The following is an 18,179-nucleotide window of genomic DNA, read 5'->3' on the forward strand; positions in this document are numbered from 1 at the left end:
GTCATTTTAATTGGTTTACACGCACTTTAAACCGCCTATCGGTTATCAATCACAAGCCATTGGGCATAGATAGCATCAGGCCAGTAGTCTTGAAAGGCTGCGACCGCGGACCGCTGCTCTAACTCAGTTAACCTGCCCTGAAACCCAGGCATGCGCCCACCCAGTTGTTCTCCACCTTGGTTAATGGTACGCAATAACACCGCAAGGGAATGATGCCAAGCGTGGGCAGTGCCATTAATAGGAGGAGCTGGGTAAAGGCCATTTGAATCTGGGGTCTGCCAATTGGCTACGCCTTCAGCTTTGGAACCATGGCAAGCTGCGCAATTGTTGGCAAAAACCACCTTACCTTGAGCTAACTGTTCAGGGGTGTACCATCTTGCAGAGTCATCAGTGGCAGTACTTTCAGCATCACTGCAGGCTGACAGTAAACCCATAGTAGCAATCAGTAATGCCCACCTAGTAGACAGAGTTGTAACTTTCAACATCGCTAAACGATCCAAAATAATACTGGGAATCGATATTGCTAAAGAATAAGATAAAACGAGTGTGGGAACACGATACTCAGCTCTAAATCTGGGTTTTATAGCGTCCACACAGTGGCACAATTTCTATAGCAACGGCAGAGGATAACTAAGCAAATAGGGGGGGTTTGGTAGATAACGCCTGTATATGCACATTACTACTAAATTGATATATGTAATTAGGCGACGGCAAGTCCATCAGGCCAATAGAGGAATAGTTAGTGATTAAAGACGTCATATTTAAGTGACAATTAAAATGACTGAATAAGTCGGCACCGCCACTACCTATATCATCGCAGCCTTGTGCCATTGTCTCATTAGACGTGTGCGTGCTCATAACGTCATGATTACCATTAACTAAGGGTAATTCTGCGCTGGCATAACTTTTCCCTGCTGATAAAAACAATAAGCAAAGAGCCAGCGAAGTTATGAGAAATCGAGCCATATAAAATATAGGTGGTTTAGTCATCTTTTTCCCATACTACAACAACCGAACTCAATACAATGCGCTTTTTTTGTAAATAGACGTAAAGTACCCCTGACTTGGGTCTCATAACGTTGGGATTGTTTGCTGAAATATGCCTGTTGCTCTAAGATAAAATCAAATTTTGAACTCACGAGCACTCGAACATGAAACAGCTATTAGTTACCGGAGCCAACCGTGGTATTGGTTTAGAGTTTACTCAACAATATTTGGCTAACGGCTGGCACGTCTATGCTACATATCGCGAGCAACCAGGCACAGCACTTGCCTCATTGGCTTGTGACAAGCTTAAAATACTGCCGTTAGATGTGGCTGAGGACGCCAGTATTTGGGTACTGCAAGAACAGTTAAGTGGTGTCAATTTAGATTTAATCATCAACAACGCAGGCTTATTCGGGCCAAGGGACCAATCGCTGGGGAAAGTCTCTCGCCAGCAGTGGTTAGACGTATTAAATGTGAATAGTGTGGGGCCACTGATGCTAGCGCAAGCACTGCACAATAACCTCACCACCAAACAAGGTACCTTTGCGGTTATCAGCTCAAGGATGGGTAGTATTGATGAAAATGACGGAGGTTCTCTTTATCTTTACCGTTCGTCAAAAACGGCTGTGAATCAGGTGGTAAAAAGCCTGTCTATCGATATGCAAGCCCAAGGCATCAAGGTTATTGCCCTGCACCCAGGCTGGGTTCGTACCGACATGGGAGGCCCTAATGGCTCAATTGATACTCAAACCAGCGTTAGTGGTATACGACAGGTTTTAGAACACATTAGGCCTACAGACAGTGGTCGTTTTATTAACTATAACGGCGCTGCTATTGCCTGGTAACTCATTTTTAAAGCAGCTTTTGGTCAATCTGACTCATAGGCAAACCGAGATTCCTCCTTACCGTTAACCCATACCGTTTCTGTAAACATAATCAAAGGCCTTACCCATAGGCCTTGTTCACCATAAAGTGCTCGGTAAAGCACTAGCTCTTCTTCAGTTTCTGAATGGCGTACAGTATTAATCACCTGATACTGGGCGCCTTTATAATGTCGGTATAATCCAGCTTTTATCATTTGTGCCACCTGCACTTCACTCTATTTGTTCACAAACAGGTACAATACCGTTATCCAGTTTCTTTGCAACGCTTTATTATGACTATTAAAGTAGGAATTAACGGCTGTGGCCGTATTGGCCGACTTGTTTTGCGTGCCGCATGGCATTGGCCAGAATTTGAGTTCATTCAGCTTAATGACCCTGCAGGAGATGCAGAAGGCACTGCGCATTTGCTTAAATTTGATTCAGTGCACGGTATATGGGCAGCTGATATAAAAAGCCATGGCAGTACCATCTCTATCGATGGCAAAGAGGTGACATATACCCAAAACAACTGCATTTCATCTACCAACTGGAGTCATTGCCACCTTGTTATCGAAGCCAGTGGCCAGACTAAAACGAAGGCATTACTGCACGCTTATCTAGTACAAGGTGTAAAACGGGTATTGGTGACTGCACCTGTAAAACAGCTTGGGGTGCTAGACCTAGTAATGGGTGTAAATCATCACCTATACGATGCAAAACACCATCAGCTAGTGACTGCGGCATCATGCACTACTAACTGTTTAGCCCCCGTAGTAAAGGTACTGCACGAGACCATTGGCATTCGTCATGGGTCCATGACGACCATTCACGATGTCACCAACACACAATCCATATTAGATGCCCATCATAAAGATCTACGCCGCTCTCGAGCCTGTGGCATGAGCTTAATTCCTACTACTACTGGCTCTGCTACTGCAATTACGCATATTTTTCCAGACTTAGCAGGCAAGCTTAACGGTCATGCTGTGCGGGTTCCTTTAGCTAATGCATCACTCACAGACTGTGTGTTTGAAATGCAACGGGGAACTTCTGTAGAAGAAATTAATCAGTTAATGCACGATGCTGCTCAGTCTGATTCATTAAAAGGCATTCTTGGTTTTGAGAACCGGCCCTTAGTGTCTATAGATTATCGGACAGACCCACGTTCATGTATTGTTGACGCACTATCTACCATGGTGATCAATGACACGCAGGTAAAACTTTATTTGTGGTATGACAATGAGTGGGGCTATGTAAACCGTGCTGCTGAACTGGCCAAGTACATATGTGCTAATGATCACTAATGGCTGCCTTAATTGCGCCTAGTCTACGCCAATATGCTTTAGTCACTGGCAATTATTGGGCCTTTACCCTAACTGATGGCGCATTGCGTATGCTGGTGGTGCTGCACTTCCATAGCTTGGGCTACAACGCCTTACAGATCGCTGTAATGTTCATATTTTATGAACTATTTGGTGTGGTGACTAACTTGCTTGGCGGGTTTCTTGGCGCGCGCGTGGGCCTTAACCGCACCATGAATATTGGCCTAGGCTTGCAGCTTGTCGCCTTGTCTATGCTATTGGTTAACCCACAACTGCTCACAATTGCATGGGTGATGGCTGCACAAGCAGTTTCTGGGGTCGCCAAAGACCTTAATAAAATGAGCGCCAAAAGTGCTATTAAGTTGTTAGCTCCCGCAGGCCAAAGCTCAAGCCTATACCGCTGGGTGGCATTACTTACAGGCTCAAAAAATACGTTAAAAGGCTTAGGGTTTTTCCTAGGTGGCGCATTATTAACTGGTGTCGGATTTACCACCAGCATACTCATAATGCTAATAGGCCTTGGCAGTATTTGGTTGCTTAGCTTGCTGCTCCTAAAAGCTGATTTAGGGCGTAGCAAAAATAAACCCAACATAGCTCAGCTGCTGTCTAAAAGTTCTACTATTAACCAACTCAGTGGTGCGCGCTTGTTTTTATTTGCCGCTCGTGATGTTTGGTTTGTGGTGGCTCTTCCTGTTTATCTTGCGCAACAGTTAAGCTGGACCTCTTGGCAAGTGAGTACGTTTTTAGCAGTGTGGATTATTGTCTATGGCTTAGTACAAGTACTGGCGCCTTTGTTAACCCCACAAGCGCATAATGAAAGCCCATCAACAACGTTTAAGTTTGCACATAACACAACCTTTAAGTGGCAAATTGGACTAGCGTTAGTTCCCTTAATTATGGCTTATGGGCTTCATTCACAGCTGCATAGCAGCACTGTTCTAGTGGTTGGATTGGGTATTTTTGGCTTTGTATTTGCAGTCAATTCATCCCTCCATAGCTACCTAATAGTTGCCCTTGCTAAAACAGATAGCGTAGCCTTGGATGTGGGGTTTTATTATATGGCTAACGCTGCAGGGCGCCTTTTAGGCACACTCTTGTCTGGTTGGGTATTTTTACAATTTGGGTTTATCGCCTGTTTGCTTTTATCTTCGGCACTGGTCTTATCTGCAGTGTATATCACTCACAAACTGGCTCGCACAGCCTGATCTCCCTCACCTGTTTTAAATTTCACTTTTGTTAAAGTACTAGGGGGACATTTTGAGTGCCTTCTGATACGTCTGGCAATACCGAAGCCATAGCGTTGTGAAGTGCTTCTACACAGGGCCAATACGCACTGCCTGAACGTGCTAAAAAGCCTATTTCTCTGGCTTGCTTCGGTTCTGTAATAGGCATATAGATAATTTTATCATCCCCATGGCTGAGCCAAGCCTCCATACTAAGCTGCGGTACCAAGGTGGCGCCGTTACCGGCTGACACCATATACCTTAGGGTTTCTAAACTCGCTCCCCTAAAGGCTTGGGATTGGCTTTTTATTTGGCACAGTTGCTGGGCTTGATCAGCCAAGCAGTGCCCCTCTTTTAACAAAATTAAGTCTGCCCCAGCTAACTCTGTCCGAGTCACTTGGGTTTTTTGTGCCCATTCATGGTTATGACCCACACCCAACCAAAGCTGTTCCTGCCATAAGCTCAAGCTACGCAATCCTGGCTGCGGTTGTGGCAGCACCAAAATGCCAATATCAATGTTTCCACTTCTTAATTGGCGTAACAGTTCATGGGTTTCTAACTCGTGCAATTCAATATTGAGTTCAGGCAAAAGCATGTTTACGGTGGACCCCGTTTTTGCCATCAAATAGGGCGCAAGGGACGGAATAATGGCTAACCTTAAGCGCCCCGCAAGTGGTGTTTTTGAAGCTCTTGCTAACTCTTCCATCTCTTGGGCTTGCAACACCATGGCTCTTGCCCTCTGGGCAATCTCCAGGCCCACATGGGTGAAAATAACTTTTTTCGAGCCCCGCTCTATAAGTGTCACTCCCAGTTGGTGTTCTAGTTTTTTAAGCTGACCACTCAGCGTGGGTTGGCTCACATAACAGGCCGCTGCAGCTTTGCCAAAATGGCGTAATTCATCTAATGCAGTAAGGTAACTGAGGTCTTTAAGACTTAACATGTGATCGGAAATACCTATTAAAAAATATAATAATAACGATTATACAAATATTTGTAGATGCTGCACACTGTTTAGGTAGATTGCAATTGCGCAGCACGCTCTACTAAATACAGATTACTAAACAAAAGGAATAAAGCACATGAGCCATGGAGTTACAGTACCCCAAATCACTTTTAAGTACCGTGTACGCGACACCAGTATTGGTGGCGATAACCCATTTCGTTGGCAAGACATAACCAGCGATGAAATTTTCAGTAACAAAAAAGTTGTGGTGTTTTCCCTGCCGGGTGCATTCACACCCACCTGTAGCACTTTTCAAGTGCCTGGTTTTGAAGCAGCTTACGACGAGTTAAAACAACTGGGTGTGGATGAAGTCTATGTACTGTCTGTAAATGATACCTTTGTGATGCGCAAATGGATGCTAGACCAGGGCATTAAAAATATAAAATTCATTCCCGATGGTAACGGTGAATTTACTCGTCAGATGGGCATGCTGGTAGACAAGCACAACGTTGGTTTTGGCCAGCGCTCTTGGCGCTATGCCATGGTAGTGAATAATGGCGTGGTTGAGCATTGGTTAGAAGAACCTGGGCGTAAAGATAATAATGGTACTGATCCATTTTCGGTCAGCTCTGCCGAATCTGTGCTTGCAGCTATAAAAAGCTAGACAGATCAAATATCCCTCTCCTCTATAAATGCTTTATTTTTAATAGCATATAGGATGTAAGCGATGTATACTACGCCGCGTAATATCACTTGCATCCGCGTTATCTCGGCCATCCTTCAAAAGAAAGTGGCACGGTAAGGCACCAGCAGGTGCCGGGCATTGGCGTACCTTAATACGATTAAGTTGAGGCCAATGTATACCGAACAAAGGGCACGAGGCCCTTACATGAGCCTTCACTAAGATAAAAGGGCTAAAACCTCATCAATTGTCGTTGAAAAACTAGGCAACAGCTTGCTATTACCTGTGTTTTTCGCATCCATTGGATGGGTTTTATCTCATTTCATTATACTGCTACATATAACAGTCTCGTTCACTACTCCTATTTCATCTCGGTTTTTTTGTTACATCTGGGAGAGTGGCTTTGTTTACGCGCGGGCTTTGTGGGTATTGATATCCACCAAGTCATCAGATCACTTATTTTAGGATAAAACGATGACCACTTTTGCAGACTTGGCACTCTCTACGCCAGTACTTAATGCGATTACCCGCATTGGTTACGAACAACCGTCCCCTATTCAAGCCGCTGCTATTCCACATCTTTTGGAAGGCAGAGACATACTCGGTACTGCACAAACAGGCACAGGTAAAACTGCTGCTTTTGCACTACCTGCGCTCTCTAACATCGATTTAAAAATTGAAGCCCCACAGGTATTAGTGCTTGCACCAACACGAGAACTGGCTATTCAAGTTGCTGAAGCTTTCCAAAACTATGCCAGCGACATGCGCGGCTTCCACGTGCTGCCTATCTACGGTGGCAGCAGCATGAGCGGTCAATTACGTCAGCTCCAACGAGGTGTTCATGTTGTTGTTGGTACTCCTGGCCGAGTGATGGATCACCTGCGCCGTGGCACATTGAAGCTAGACAAACTCAAGACGGTTGTTTTAGACGAAGCTGACGAAATGCTCCGCATGGGCTTTATCGACGATGTGACTTGGATTTTGGACCACACGCCAAAAGAGCGCCAAGTCGCTCTGTTCTCTGCCACTATGCCTGCTGTAATTCGTAAGGTTGCCAATACCTACCTTAACAATCCAGAAGAAATTAAAATTGAAGCTAAAACAGCCACGGTAGACAGCGTTACTCAGCGCTATTGGAAAGCTGTTGGCACTAGTAAACTAGACGCAATGACTCGCATTTTAGAAGCGGAAGACTTTGATGGCGTAATCGTTTTTGTCCGCACTAAAACACTCACTGTAGAGCTTGCTGAAAAACTAGAAGCAAGAGGCCATCGTGCATCGCCCATTAATGGCGACATGTCTCAACAGTTGCGTGAACGTACTATTGAACATTTAAAGAGCAGCAAGATCGATATTGTTGTTGCTACCGATGTTGCTGCTCGTGGCATTGACGTGGCTCGCGTTAGTCATGTAATCAACTACGATATCCCATACGATACTGAAGCTTACGTTCACCGTATTGGCCGTACTGGCCGTGCCGGTCGTGCTGGCAACGCAATCTTGTTTGTGGCACCTCGCGAACGTAATATGTTGCGCTCTATCGAGAAGGCTACTCGCCAAGCCATCACTCCAATGGATTTACCTAGCCGCGAGCAAGTGAAAGAACGTCGCATAGACCAGTTTAAGGCCAGCATCGACACTGCCCTTGAGCAGCCTGATTTGAGCATCTACAGCGATCTAGTAGAAACGTTTATCAAAGAGCGGGAAGTTGCACCAGAGCAAGTCGCTGCTGCCCTAGCCTTTATGGCCCAGCAAGATCGCCCGCTTACAATGCCAGAAAATACCAAATCTGAGCGTCGCGATTCTCGTGACACCACACCTGGTTTTAATGAAGAAGAGCGCCCGCGGCGTAAAGAACGTAAGCAAGAAGAATTCAGTGGCGAATCTATTGCAATGGAACGCTTTCGTATAGAGGTGGGCCACGAACATCAAGTTAAGCCTGGTGATATTGTTGGCGCTATTGCTAACGAAGCAGACCTTAGTAGTGCTTATATTGGTCGTATTAGCTTATTTGATGACCACTCTACAGTAGACCTTCCTGCAGGCATGCCTGCAGAAATGCTCCAACTACTTAAAAAAGTACGTGTGCGCAGTCAGCCTTTGAACATTCAGTCTCAAGGCGCTGCTGACGACTTCACCCCTGGCGCCAAAACGCCTAGGCCTAAGCGCGGTAACGATCGTCCAAATCAGCGCAAGGACCCTCGTAGCGAAAATGGCACAAACCGTCGCCCAGCCCGCCGCTGATAACCCCGTATAGCTAGTAAAAAGGGCGCCCTAGAGGCGCCTTTTTTTTACCTTTTATCTGTTATTATGTTGGTCCTTAACTGCATGGAATTATGGCAACCTGTACAAAATGTGATAAACCTCTTTTAGATAATTCACTTAAACTAGATGATGCCAGTGTAATGGGGATTTTTAAATGTTCAAATGGTCACCATAAAATTAAATCCCTATGCGTTGTCACTAGGGCATGGCTTACAGATATTAGGGTAGATCACTAGCTGACGAATATTTTTTAACACATCCACTTAATCTATTAAGCATTAAAATCATGTTGAATAAAGACGAAGTAAACAGTTTTAAACGTGATGGCGCCGTTCTAATTAAAGGTAAGTATAGTAAAGAGTGGATAGATAAGTTAAGAAGAGGTATCGATGAGAATATAAGCAGCCCTAGCCCAAGATTTGTCAGGCATACTAAAAACGAAAATGCTCCTGGCTATTTTGAAGATTTTTGGACCTGGGACTTGTATAAAGACTTTAAAGACTTTGTTTTTAATTCACCAACAGCGCAAATAGCATCTGAACTCTTAGATGCAAAACAAGTTAATTTAGTCATGGATAATTGGTTTTTTAGAGAAGCTGGATCAAAATCTGGCGCACCTTTTCATCATGATATCTCCTATTTTGATTTTGAGGGCTCGATGTGTGTTTTATGGCTGCCACTTACGCCTGTGACAAAAAAAGAGGGTATTGCTTGGATTAAAGGTTCTCATTTGTGGAATAAACTTTATATGCGAACTCGATTTCAAGAAGGGCACCCAATCGATGGTAAGGCGGGCGAGGTGAATGGGAAAACATACGATATAACCCCAAATATTCTTCAAAATAAAGATGACTATGAGTTCTTACAGTGGGACCTTGCACTGGGCGACTGTGTATTTTTTGATATGCGAACACTGCACGGAAGCCTAAATCAAGTCACCCCCAAAAAAGATGTCCACAGATATACCCTAAGAATGGCAAAGGAAGGCTCTATAGTTCAGTATCGGGGTGATTGGGCTCAAGATGAAAGAGCTATCATGGAGGCTAATGGCTATGCAAATGGCGACCACATAGCTGGGAAAATGTTCCCAACTTTATATAGCCGTTAACCGGCTACTCAGGTTATTAACACTTTAAAACCACTTTTCATAATAACGAAATAAATACTGCCCCGATAAATTCGTCATTGGCTGTGGTCCTAATTCGTTAAAACCTAACTTTTCTAATACTCTACCTGAAGCAGGATTATCTATACGGTGCGCTGCAACTAAACGCTTCATAGCGTATTCTTTTTTAGCTAAGGCTAGCATTAACTCACCGGCTTGCTCACAAAAACCCTTATTCCAATAGGGCACACCCACCCAATAACCTAGGTTTCCACTGCTGTTTAGTCCCCTAGAAATCTGGTCAATGCTGATGGCGCCGACACATTGCTTCGTCTTTAAGCAAACTATGGCTCGGATGATGGCAGTGCCAGATCGATGCTGTGGGCCATGAGATGTTATCCAAGTCTGTGCACCATTTTTAGCATAGGGATAAGGGATATTACCCGCTTTACGAGATACTCTAGCGTCACTTAGTAGCGTTTGTACTTGTGCACTGTCGGTCGACCTAAAAGGCCTTATGGCCACACTAACGTTTTGCATTATTAACAGCATAAACATGCTTTAAAAGTCTAGGAAGTGTTATTTTTACTTTACCCATGTAGGCAAAGCAACATAAAATTGTAGGCTAAATAACTTTTATAGTAGGACCCTCTATGGCCACCATTAGTGTTGATCTAGATACCATTCAAACCACCACCGCAAAAGCCCTAGAAGTTCATGGTGCAAAACCATGGATTGCTGATTCTGTGGCGCATGCTGTGCGTATTGCCGAAGCTCATGGTAACAAGATTTGTGGGCTTTTTTATCTACAAAGCTATTGTAGCCAACTAGTGGTAGGGCGGGTGAAGGGTGACGTTGAGCCAGAAGTACACCAGCCAAAACCTGCCAGTGTAGTGGTGGACGCAAAGTTAGGTTTTGCTCAGGCGGCTTTTTCTCGCGGTTTGAACACCGCCCTTGCGGCTGCAAAAACCAATGGTGTGGCCACGTTAGCCATCTGCCATTCCCACACTTGCACCTCTATGGGTTACTTTACAGAACAGATTGCTCGCGCTGGGTACATTGCTATTGGCATGACTAATGCCAAATCTTGTGTCTCCCCTCCTGGTGGCACTAAAGCTGTTCTAGGCACTAACCCCATCGCCATGTCTGTGCCCGATGGCAAAGGTGGCCTAGCCATGCAGTTTGATCAATCTACCAGCGCTATCGCTCTTGGAAAGATTAACATGGCCGCCACTGCAGGTGAGAAAATCCCATTAGGTTGGGGGGTAGATAGTGAAGGGCAAGCCACACAAGACCCCAATGCCGTGCTCAGCGGTGGCTCTTTAGTCTCTTCTGGAGGTTATAAAGGGTATGGATTTGGCCTTATGGCAGAGATCCTTGCTGCTGCTTTTACAGGTGGCAGCACGAGTACTCAGTTAGAACCACTCAAGGCTACACAAGGCAAGCCTCACGACTTGGGGCAGTGCTATATTATTATTGATCCTACTAATGTTTCTGGAGACCTATTTTGGGACAAACTTAACCTTATCTCAGAAGCCATCACTAGCCAACCTGGTGCACGGCTTCCTGGGTCCCAGAAGGTCCTACCTAGCGCTGTCGACCTAGATGAAAAAGTATGGCTTAGCGTACTAGAGCTCGCAAAGGCTTAAACTAAAATACTGCGGGGGCTATTTGTGTCAGTAAAGCCCCAGTGGATGGGTGTATAAAGCTTAGCTTCCAGGCATGCAGTTGCAAACGATCAGCCTGTTTTAGTGCGTCTTGATGCGCATAAAACTCACAACCACTAATAGGGTGCCCAAGCTCTGCCATGTGTACTCTGAGCTGGTGAGACCGCCCTGTAACAGGCTTCAAAAGCACCTTAGTTTGAAACGTTACAGGGTTTCTTTCAAGCACTTCAAAACGGGTTAAGGAGGGCTTACCTAATTCATAGTGTACGATCTGCTTAGGCCTGTTGGGCCAGTCACAGCACAACGGCAAGTTAATTTCGCCTTTGTCATCTTGTAGCACACCATACACCCACGCTAGATACTGTTTTTCAGTTTTTCGTTCCTGAAACTGGCGGCTTAAGCATGATAAGTTCGCCTTACCACGGGCCAAAAGCATCACACCAGAAGTGTCCATATCTAAACGATGGACTATGTGTGCGTTGGGGTATTGTTGCTGAACCCGAGTAATTAAACAGTCCTTATTCAGCACATTTTTACCTGGTACAGATAGTAAACCACTGGGTTTATCAACCACTAGAATGTCATCGTCTACATAAATAATAGTGACCTGTTGTTCACAAAATGGAACAATAAAATCAATCATTATTAGGTTTAGCTCGGTATCCAGACGTTTCTAAGGTGACCGCTTTTGACTTGAAGTAATATACGCTAAGCCCTATGCCAACGACGACTACATAGCTCCAAAACCACCAACGACTGTGGCCGTTCAGTTGTACCAGACTGGAAATTAACCCCCCAGAAAAGCCTAAGGTTAAGTACAATAGCCATTGTTTCGATGTGGGTGCAGCGCTTCTTGGCAAAATATAAAAAGTACCACACTGCGGACAACCATAGGCTTTATTAGGGTCTCTATAATCATCACACAACTGATTACGTGACGTAATTTTAAAACCACATTCTTGGCATTTATTCGCCATTTTCGACCCTCGCAGTAATACTAAATCCTTGACGTTGGGGCAGCCCATCTGTTATTTCATAATAGTCAGCCTTTGCTTCCACATAAATGTGCTCCACCAATTGCAACCCACTAGGCTGATCTAGAGTGCCAGCAAAGATTGAAATTGTGGGTAATTCAGTGTTGTCCCAGAATAAATTTCCACCACATTCTAGGCAAAACCCACGACGAACTCTAAGCGAAGAAGAAAACCATTTGAGTCCACGCTCTTTTAGTAGCTCAAAGTCTTTGCGATTCACAGAAGTAGCAGCCACATGGTGACCACTCGTTTTTTGACATTGGCCACAGTGGCAGGCCACTACAGGGCGCAATGAACCCATGATTCGATATTTAACTGCACCACATAGGCAGCTTCCTGTAGCATTAATTGTCATTGTTAAACATTTTCTCTATATACCTCAGGAAACCAATTTAAAGGCATTTTATCACCATCACTTTGAACTAATCCCTCAAAAGGTGGTGAAGTTGGGCCTCCTCGATTCACATAACGCACGTCATCACCCATAAAGCGGGTGGAAAAGGCACGCCGGCGACTAGTTGATGAGTTACCAGGTGCACCATGTACTGTTTTAAAGTTAAACAACACACAGTCACCTAACTCTAGCTCTGGTATCAAAATATTTTGCCTAGCATCAATCACAGGCATGTCCATGTAGTCAGCATCATTGCTGTACCAAGGCTCATTAGTAGACCAACGCGTAGGTCTCACTAGTTTTGGCCAGCGGTGAGAGCCTAATACTAGCTGTAATGTATTCTCCTTAGTCACTGGGTCAAGAGGGATCCAATAACTCGCCGTCTGCTCGCCAGACACACAGTAATATGGCATGTCCTGATGCCAAGGTGTCACTTTGGCCGTACCGGGCTCCTTTAGTAAAATATGCTCATGGAACACTTGGACCTGCTTTGATTGAGTGGCTTCAGCAGCAATTTCTGCTGCCGGAGACTCAACAATCCAACGTTTAAAATCTTCAATACGCTGCCAATTACAATAATCTTCAAAAAAACGTCCAGTATCACCTTTAGCCACATTTTCCCGCCCATGCTCACTAGGTTCAGATAGCACTTTATCAAAACCTGTTCTTAGACTACTGATCCAATCTTTAAACACGCCTTTAATAACGATAGCGCCATCACGCTCGTAATCCTTGATTTTTGATTCACTCAAATACATTACACAATCCCTTATTGGCTCGTGAGGTTACAGCTTACAAGCGCTTCAATTAGCGCCTTGAGTTGGGGTATAACTTGGTTACACTTGCTATTATCTAGTGCATAACTGCCGCTATCTTGCATATAAGTGGTTTGCGATAATTCTAGCTGAAAGGCATGCACATGATCATGAGGCTGGCCATTGCTGCGGGTAATATAACCACCTTTAAAGCGCCCATTACTTACTTGGGTGTAAGCTGAGCCAGACAGGGCTCGCTCAGCCGCTTGAAGTAGCTTCGGAGAACATGACGCACCACCATTAGTACCCATATTAAAATCTGGCAAGGTGCCTTCAAAAAACATAGGCACTTGTGCTCGAATAGAATGAGCATCAAATAAAATGGCATAGCCAAATTTTTGTTTAATGCGTGTCAATGCCGCAGCCAACTGCAGATGATAAGGCCGCCAAATATTTTCGATACAGGCTTGTTGATGGGCTTTATCTGCAACTGCGCCAGGTTTGAACATAGACTTTTCGTTGAACAAAATATGAGGAAATAAGCCTGTGGTTTTACCCGCATAAAGTGGTTTATCATCTTCTGGGCGATTAAGGTCAATGACGTACCGTGAATAATTAGCCTTAATCACACCCACCCCCATGGCCTCTAAAAAGTCATACAGTTGTGGAATGTGCCAATCTGTATCGGGTAAGGCCAAGGCTTCTGGTATTAAGGTGCTCGCCACTTCAGGCGTAAGCTGCAAACCAGAGTGGGGCATGCTCACTAATAGTGGAGAGTGCCCCTGAACAAAATCATAAGGTACAGAAAAAGTCATAGTACTAAACCTGTGATATGTATCGCCAAACTGGTCCAAAAGGTTAACCCTACCAAGCTGGCTAAGGTTTGCAAAGTAATGATATCAGCCATGAGTTTGGCGTTACCACCCATCTGTTGGATAAAGGGGTAAGCCGATACGGCGGCCGGCAAAGCCCCAAAAACCACCACACAAACGGTCACCAAAGGGCTTAGATTAAACCACCATGCGCCCCCTAAAAACAAGGCTGGAAACACTAAGAGCTTAGCACTAAGGGCAGCAATTAAGGGTAGCCAGCTACCCCTTAAGGAACTCATCTTCAAACTGGCGCCCACACTGAGCAATAACAAAGGTAAGGCAGCACGACTCACCATGTCCATCGATTGATCCAATATAGTAGGGATAGAAATGGCGAGTATATTAAGAAAAAGACCGATAGCTACGCCGATGAGCATTGGATTACGCAATAGTCCTTTGAGCATTAAAGCGGGCAAGGGTTGGTTTTTTTTACTCACTAGCAAACTCACAGAGAGCACCGAGAGAATATTAGTAGAGGGCAACAGCACAGCAATAATTAAGGCCCCAAGCTCCTGACCGGGCAGGCCAAATATATCCACCAACACCGCAAAACCAATAAACCCATTATGGCGTACACCACCTTGGGTAATCGATGAGGTGGAGGCTCCATCTAGACCCAGTAACCGAGACACCACCACACAATAAATTAAAATTAATATCAGCGCCACAGTAAAGATAGTGAACAAAGGTAAAACCAAAGCTGGATCAATGGTGGCGTTAGCCAAAGTTCGCACAATCAACACCGGGAATAACACCCAGTAGGATAACTTTGAAATACCTTGCCAAAAACTGGCGTCTACAAGAAGTTTTTTAGACAGGCCGTAGCCTAATAGCATCACCAGCAAAATGGAGCTGACAACTGGAAAAATGGCGTTCATTAAATAAACCAATACAACAAGTACATAGCGCCATCATACCAGTAAGCACTAGGTGATCTGACAATTTTTTACCCTATTAAGGCGGTCTTATTTAACCTAGGTAAAACATAGGGTGCTCCTGGTTAATCGCAAACCTTGCTCACCTACATGAGGCATGGCCTTATCTAGCGTCTTAATAACACCCTATGAGTTACTTGCTGCTAGAGATAAGCCATATTAACCTAACTGCTTTAAACGCTCATCATGTTGGTTCAATAGCTCACCTACACCCCAATTATTATCTTTTTGCACACGCATAATACCTATTAAGTTTTTATCCCGAATGCGCTCTAACTCTCTAATGGAGTGATGCCCAGACTGTGCATCTGATTGCTCTGCAATGGTTGCAATGAGTTCGTCTGTAAGTTCCGGCACATCCATGAGCTTGGTCCATGGCCACTCTAAACAAGGTCCAAATTGCGCAATAAAATGCGCCATACCCGCTTCACCACCAGCAATACGATAGGTTTCAAACAAACCCATTTGTGCCCACCGTAACCCAAAGCCATAGCGAATTGCATCATCTATTTCTGAGGTAGTGGCAATACCGTCTTTGATCATCCACAACCCTTCACGCCATACTGCCTCTAAAAAGCGATCGGCAATGTGGGCATCAATTTCTTTGCGCACATGCAAAGGCTTCATGCCTACACTGGTTAATAACGCCTTGGCTTGTTCAATAATGCCTAAACCATTGGCTGGGCTAGGCACTAATTCTACTAAAGGTAACAAGTACACGGGGTTGAACGGATGGGCCACCATAATTTGTTCTGGTCTTAGGGCATTTTCTTGCAATTGTGAAGGTTTAAAGCCAGAAGTGGAGGAGCCAATAATAGCTGATTCAGTGCAAGCAGCCTGCACTTGAGCAAATACCATGTGCTTAATATCTAATCGTTCTGGCACACTTTCTTGAATCCAATCAGCGTTAGCGACTGCTGCTTCCAAACTATCACAAAGGATAAGTTTACCTTCCCTGGGCATAGCCACATCGGCTAGTTGAGGCAAAGCAGCACGAGCATTATCTAGTACTGCATCTAATTTACGCTGAGCATCAGCTGCAGGGTCATAAACATTAACATCCCAACCATGTAACAAAAACCTTGCTACCCAACCACCACCAATAACACCACCACCGATACAAGCGGCTGTTTTATAGCTCTTATTTACCATATCAATCATGCCAAAGGTGCCCGTTTTTCTACTTTAATCAACTCACGCACCTGAGCTGGAGTCATTAATGTGGTACCCATGTTAGTGGCGATGGTTGCGGCACGCTCTACTAGCTGCGCGTTAGTCGCCAATACACCTTTTTCTAACCAAATGTTGTCTTCTAAACCAACACGAATATGACCTCCGGCCAATACGGTAGCGGCTACATAATTCATTTGGTTACGACCAATAGCAAAGGCTGACATCACCCAGTCTTTAGGTACATTGTTAACCATAGCCATAAAGGTATTGAGGTCATCCGGCGCACCCCACGGAATACCCATACACAGTTGTACCATTACCGGTTCAGTAATTAAACCTTCCTCAACCAGCTTTTTAGCTAACCATAAATGGCCCGTATCAAAGGCTTCAATTTCAATGCGAGCACCCATAGCTGTCATCTTTCCTGCCATAGCCCGCAACATGCCTGGAGTATTAGTCATGACGTAATCAGCTTCAGCAAAGTTCATGGTGCCACAATCTAAGGTGCAGATTTCTGGTTGGCACTGACGCACATGTTCTACACGCTCGCTGGCTCCGACCATATCTGTACTAGATTGGTGCAGAGGCAGTGGGTTCTCAGCATCACCAAACACTATATCACCACCCATGCCCGCGGTAAGGTTAAGGACTACATCCACTTCTGAAGCACGAATACGTTCCGTGAGTTCTTTATACAAATCTAAGCGGCGGCTTGGGATCCCCGTTTTGGGATCACGCACGTGGCAATGCACCACTGCGGCGCCAGCCTTAGCTGCATCAATAGCACTATTAGCAATTTGTTCAGGGCTACGTGGCACATGGTGAGAGCGGTCTTGAGAACTACCAGACCCTGTCACAGCACAGGTAATAAATACATTTTGGCTAGCTTGTAATGGCACGGCTGAGGTCCTCTATTAATTACGTTAATTGTATGGCGCAATAATGGCATTGCCTATGGGGATTTAATTGACATTTTAGGAGCAATTATTATTCAATACCGAACAAACTATCATCTTGTTGTTATTTTTTTGTTAGCACAAGTGGTGGGCTAGCCTAGGTTTACTGCATGAGGATGAGATCAACACTAGCTTCATAAACTTACCACCAAGGCCTTTGATATTTTGGCAGTCTTTGCTCATGCTAGCTTGAGGGCTGCAGCTGATACTTTGACGAAGCTAACTTAGTTTTTTCCTTGACCTGAGCCAAAAATATGTCAGAATACTGTATATATATACAGTATTTGTGAATTTTACCATGGCTCTCTTACAACTCGAAAAAGAGCGTTTGGTCTGGCGAGCTCGGCAATTAACCGGCCCAGATCATCGCCGTCAAAGTAGTTTTTATCCTACTTTAGATGCCCACTTACAAGGAGGCTGGCCCCAGACAGGGCTAGTGGAATTGGCCTATGGCTCTGCAGGTATTGGTGAGTTACGTTTGTTATTTCCCTTATTAGCACAAACTGAATCACGCTTACAGGTGTGGATAAATCCACCAGCAGAGCTAAATGGACAAGCTTTAGCGCAACATGGCATTGACCTAAGCCAAACGTTATTAATACGCTGCCAAAACCCACAACAAGCCCTTTGGAGTGCCGAACAAAGCCTTAATAGCGGTTGCTGTAGCCACCTTATTCTCTGGGCACCTGGATTAACTGCGCCCCAAGCTAAACGCCTACAGGTGTCTGCCAAAGGCAATCAAGCCCTGATGTTTTGGTTACACCCTCAAGCCGAACCTAGCACGAGCGCTTTACCAATTAGTGCGCGTCTGTCTCTTGCCCCCCTAGCCACAGGGCTACGCCTAAAAATCCATAAGTACCAAGGCCAATGGCCACAAAGCTTTTGCCAAGTAGATATGCATGAGCTTTGGCCATCTTTAGCGATACCTACCCATTTACCCACTCACCATGGCCCTGCACCGTCAAGCAACATTGCGGCACTGCCATTTAAACCACGGTGACCT

General features: G+C 44.9%; 21 protein-coding genes. 8 read left to right on the forward strand and 13 right to left on the reverse strand.

The window, feature by feature from the left end; genetic code table 11:
* Window positions 1–35: 35 nt before the first annotated feature.
* Window positions 36–485, reverse strand: a complete 450-nt coding sequence (locus tag ABXT60_RS13030; protein WP_443630524.1) for a c-type cytochrome — start codon at window positions 483–485, stop codon at window positions 36–38.
* A 145-nt stretch (window positions 486–630) separates the two neighbouring features.
* Window positions 631–990 (reverse strand): hypothetical protein, encoded by a 360-nt coding sequence (locus ABXT60_RS13035; RefSeq protein ID WP_443630525.1) that lies wholly within the window; start codon window positions 988–990, stop codon window positions 631–633.
* A 161-nt stretch (window positions 991–1,151) separates the two neighbouring features.
* Between ABXT60_RS13035 and ABXT60_RS13040 the strand changes: the two genes are divergently transcribed.
* Entirely contained in the window at window positions 1,152–1,832 is a 681-nt protein-coding gene (locus ABXT60_RS13040; protein ID WP_443630526.1) for an SDR family oxidoreductase, read from the forward strand.
* 23 nt (window positions 1,833–1,855) lie between these two features.
* Here ABXT60_RS13040 and ABXT60_RS13045 read toward each other — a convergent pair whose 3' ends face one another.
* Window positions 1,856–2,065 (reverse strand): DUF1653 domain-containing protein, encoded by a 210-nt coding sequence (locus ABXT60_RS13045; protein ID WP_443630527.1) that lies wholly within the window; start codon window positions 2,063–2,065, stop codon window positions 1,856–1,858.
* Window positions 2,066–2,143: 78 nt separating this feature from the next.
* On the opposite strand from ABXT60_RS13045, the gene ABXT60_RS13050 reads away from it, so the two are divergent.
* Together ABXT60_RS13050 and arsJ are read left to right on the forward strand one after the other, a co-directional pair.
* Window positions 2,144–3,154, forward strand: a complete 1,011-nt coding sequence (locus ABXT60_RS13050) for an ArsJ-associated glyceraldehyde-3-phosphate dehydrogenase (protein ID WP_443630528.1) — start codon at window positions 2,144–2,146, stop codon at window positions 3,152–3,154.
* Entirely contained in the window at window positions 3,154–4,377 is a 1,224-nt protein-coding gene (arsJ, locus tag ABXT60_RS13055) for an organoarsenical effux MFS transporter ArsJ (RefSeq protein WP_443630529.1), read from the forward strand. The genes ABXT60_RS13050 and arsJ overlap by 1 nt, the downstream gene beginning before the upstream one ends.
* Window positions 4,378–4,408: 31 nt before the next feature.
* Here the strand turns inward: arsJ and ABXT60_RS13060 are convergent, their stop codons facing one another.
* Window positions 4,409–5,335, reverse strand: a complete 927-nt coding sequence (locus ABXT60_RS13060; protein ID WP_443630530.1) for a LysR substrate-binding domain-containing protein — start codon at window positions 5,333–5,335, stop codon at window positions 4,409–4,411.
* Between the two features lie 139 nt (window positions 5,336–5,474).
* Here ABXT60_RS13060 and ABXT60_RS13065 point away from each other — a divergent pair, with 139 nt between their 5' ends.
* The 3 genes from ABXT60_RS13065 (at window position 5,475) to ABXT60_RS13075 (ending at window position 9,393) form a co-directional block, all read left to right on the forward strand.
* Entirely contained in the window at window positions 5,475–6,002 is a 528-nt protein-coding gene (locus tag ABXT60_RS13065; RefSeq protein WP_443630531.1) for a peroxiredoxin, read from the forward strand.
* A gap of 492 nt (window positions 6,003–6,494) precedes the next feature.
* On the forward strand, window positions 6,495–8,264 hold the full coding sequence (locus ABXT60_RS13070) for a DEAD/DEAH box helicase (RefSeq protein WP_443630532.1): 1,770 nt from the start codon (window positions 6,495–6,497) through the stop codon (window positions 8,262–8,264).
* A gap of 307 nt (window positions 8,265–8,571) precedes the next feature.
* Entirely contained in the window at window positions 8,572–9,393 is an 822-nt protein-coding gene (locus tag ABXT60_RS13075; protein ID WP_443630533.1) for a phytanoyl-CoA dioxygenase family protein, read from the forward strand.
* Window positions 9,394–9,417: 24 nt separating this feature from the next.
* On the opposite strand, the gene ABXT60_RS13080 is transcribed toward ABXT60_RS13075, so the two are convergent.
* Window positions 9,418–9,942, reverse strand: coding sequence for a GNAT family N-acetyltransferase (locus ABXT60_RS13080; protein ID WP_443630534.1), 525 nt, complete (start codon window positions 9,940–9,942; stop codon window positions 9,418–9,420).
* 101 nt (window positions 9,943–10,043) lie between these two features.
* Here ABXT60_RS13080 and ABXT60_RS13085 point away from each other — a divergent pair, with 101 nt between their 5' ends.
* On the forward strand, window positions 10,044–11,039 hold the full coding sequence (locus ABXT60_RS13085) for an Ldh family oxidoreductase (protein WP_443630535.1): 996 nt from the start codon (window positions 10,044–10,046) through the stop codon (window positions 11,037–11,039).
* A gap of 1 nt (window position 11,040) precedes the next feature.
* Here the strand turns inward: ABXT60_RS13085 and ABXT60_RS13090 are convergent, their stop codons facing one another.
* The 8 genes from ABXT60_RS13090 to ABXT60_RS13125 all read right to left on the reverse strand — a co-directional run bounded on the left by ABXT60_RS13090 (window position 11,041) and on the right by ABXT60_RS13125 (window position 17,119).
* Window positions 11,041–11,700 (reverse strand): pseudouridine synthase, encoded by a 660-nt coding sequence (locus ABXT60_RS13090; protein ID WP_443630536.1) that lies wholly within the window; start codon window positions 11,698–11,700, stop codon window positions 11,041–11,043.
* Complete coding sequence (locus ABXT60_RS13095; RefSeq protein WP_443630537.1) at window positions 11,693–12,034, reverse strand: hypothetical protein; 342 nt, start codon at window positions 12,032–12,034, stop codon at window positions 11,693–11,695. Before ABXT60_RS13095 ends, ABXT60_RS13090 begins: the two co-directional genes overlap by 8 nt.
* Window positions 12,024–12,446, reverse strand: a complete 423-nt coding sequence (locus ABXT60_RS13100; RefSeq protein ID WP_443630538.1) for a GFA family protein — start codon at window positions 12,444–12,446, stop codon at window positions 12,024–12,026. Before ABXT60_RS13100 ends, ABXT60_RS13095 begins: the two co-directional genes overlap by 11 nt.
* A gap of 2 nt (window positions 12,447–12,448) precedes the next feature.
* Entirely contained in the window at window positions 12,449–13,243 is a 795-nt protein-coding gene (locus tag ABXT60_RS13105; protein WP_443630539.1) for a phytanoyl-CoA dioxygenase family protein, read from the reverse strand.
* A gap of 11 nt (window positions 13,244–13,254) precedes the next feature.
* Window positions 13,255–14,055, reverse strand: a complete 801-nt coding sequence (gene hutG, locus ABXT60_RS13110) for an N-formylglutamate deformylase (protein WP_443630540.1) — start codon at window positions 14,053–14,055, stop codon at window positions 13,255–13,257.
* On the reverse strand, window positions 14,052–14,990 hold the full coding sequence (locus ABXT60_RS13115; RefSeq protein ID WP_443630541.1) for an AEC family transporter: 939 nt from the start codon (window positions 14,988–14,990) through the stop codon (window positions 14,052–14,054). The genes hutG and ABXT60_RS13115 overlap by 4 nt, the downstream gene beginning before the upstream one ends.
* A 216-nt stretch (window positions 14,991–15,206) precedes the next feature.
* A complete protein-coding gene (locus ABXT60_RS13120; protein ID WP_443630542.1) occupies window positions 15,207–16,199 on the reverse strand; it encodes a 3-hydroxyacyl-CoA dehydrogenase NAD-binding domain-containing protein in 993 nt (330 codons plus the stop codon).
* Window positions 16,200–16,204: 5 nt separating this feature from the next.
* Window positions 16,205–17,119, reverse strand: a complete 915-nt coding sequence (locus tag ABXT60_RS13125; RefSeq protein ID WP_443630543.1) for a 3-keto-5-aminohexanoate cleavage protein — start codon at window positions 17,117–17,119, stop codon at window positions 16,205–16,207.
* A gap of 355 nt (window positions 17,120–17,474) precedes the next feature.
* On the opposite strand from ABXT60_RS13125, the gene imuA reads away from it, so the two are divergent.
* Window positions 17,475–18,176 (forward strand): translesion DNA synthesis-associated protein ImuA, encoded by a 702-nt coding sequence (imuA, locus tag ABXT60_RS13130; RefSeq protein WP_443630544.1) that lies wholly within the window; start codon window positions 17,475–17,477, stop codon window positions 18,174–18,176.
* The last annotated feature ends 3 nt before the right edge of the window (window positions 18,177–18,179 follow it).

Origin of the sequence: Candidatus Njordibacter sp. Uisw_056, from assembly GCF_047730085.1 — a bacterium.
Lineage (GTDB): Bacteria > Pseudomonadota > Gammaproteobacteria > Pseudomonadales > Balneatricaceae > Njordibacter.

Bases quoted from the DNA above. Each gene is read 5' to 3' on its own strand.
- ABXT60_RS13030 (WP_443630524.1), bottom strand. From the start codon at position 485: ATGTTGAAAGTTACAACTCTGTCTACTAGGTGGGCATTACTGATTGCT.
- ABXT60_RS13035 (WP_443630525.1), bottom strand. From the start codon at position 990: ATGACTAAACCACCTATATTTTATATGGCTCGATTTCTCATAACTTCG.
- ABXT60_RS13040 (WP_443630526.1), top strand. From the start codon at position 1,152: ATGAAACAGCTATTAGTTACCGGAGCCAACCGTGGTATTGGTTTAGAG.
- ABXT60_RS13045 (WP_443630527.1), bottom strand. From the start codon at position 2,065: ATGATAAAAGCTGGATTATACCGACATTATAAAGGCGCCCAGTATCAG.
- ABXT60_RS13050 (WP_443630528.1), top strand. From the start codon at position 2,144: ATGACTATTAAAGTAGGAATTAACGGCTGTGGCCGTATTGGCCGACTT.
- arsJ (WP_443630529.1), top strand. From the start codon at position 3,154: ATGGCTGCCTTAATTGCGCCTAGTCTACGCCAATATGCTTTAGTCACT.
- ABXT60_RS13060 (WP_443630530.1), bottom strand. From the start codon at position 5,335: ATGTTAAGTCTTAAAGACCTCAGTTACCTTACTGCATTAGATGAATTA.
- ABXT60_RS13065 (WP_443630531.1), top strand. From the start codon at position 5,475: ATGAGCCATGGAGTTACAGTACCCCAAATCACTTTTAAGTACCGTGTA.
- ABXT60_RS13070 (WP_443630532.1), top strand. From the start codon at position 6,495: ATGACCACTTTTGCAGACTTGGCACTCTCTACGCCAGTACTTAATGCG.
- ABXT60_RS13075 (WP_443630533.1), top strand. From the start codon at position 8,572: ATGTTGAATAAAGACGAAGTAAACAGTTTTAAACGTGATGGCGCCGTT.
- ABXT60_RS13080 (WP_443630534.1), bottom strand. From the start codon at position 9,942: ATGCTGTTAATAATGCAAAACGTTAGTGTGGCCATAAGGCCTTTTAGG.
- ABXT60_RS13085 (WP_443630535.1), top strand. From the start codon at position 10,044: ATGGCCACCATTAGTGTTGATCTAGATACCATTCAAACCACCACCGCA.
- ABXT60_RS13090 (WP_443630536.1), bottom strand. From the start codon at position 11,700: ATGATTGATTTTATTGTTCCATTTTGTGAACAACAGGTCACTATTATT.
- ABXT60_RS13095 (WP_443630537.1), bottom strand. From the start codon at position 12,034: ATGGCGAATAAATGCCAAGAATGTGGTTTTAAAATTACGTCACGTAAT.
- ABXT60_RS13100 (WP_443630538.1), bottom strand. From the start codon at position 12,446: ATGACAATTAATGCTACAGGAAGCTGCCTATGTGGTGCAGTTAAATAT.
- ABXT60_RS13105 (WP_443630539.1), bottom strand. From the start codon at position 13,243: ATGTATTTGAGTGAATCAAAAATCAAGGATTACGAGCGTGATGGCGCT.
- hutG (WP_443630540.1), bottom strand. From the start codon at position 14,055: ATGACTTTTTCTGTACCTTATGATTTTGTTCAGGGGCACTCTCCACTA.
- ABXT60_RS13115 (WP_443630541.1), bottom strand. From the start codon at position 14,990: ATGAACGCCATTTTTCCAGTTGTCAGCTCCATTTTGCTGGTGATGCTA.
- ABXT60_RS13120 (WP_443630542.1), bottom strand. From the start codon at position 16,199: ATGGTAAATAAGAGCTATAAAACAGCCGCTTGTATCGGTGGTGGTGTT.
- imuA (WP_443630544.1), top strand. From the start codon at position 17,475: ATGGCTCTCTTACAACTCGAAAAAGAGCGTTTGGTCTGGCGAGCTCGG.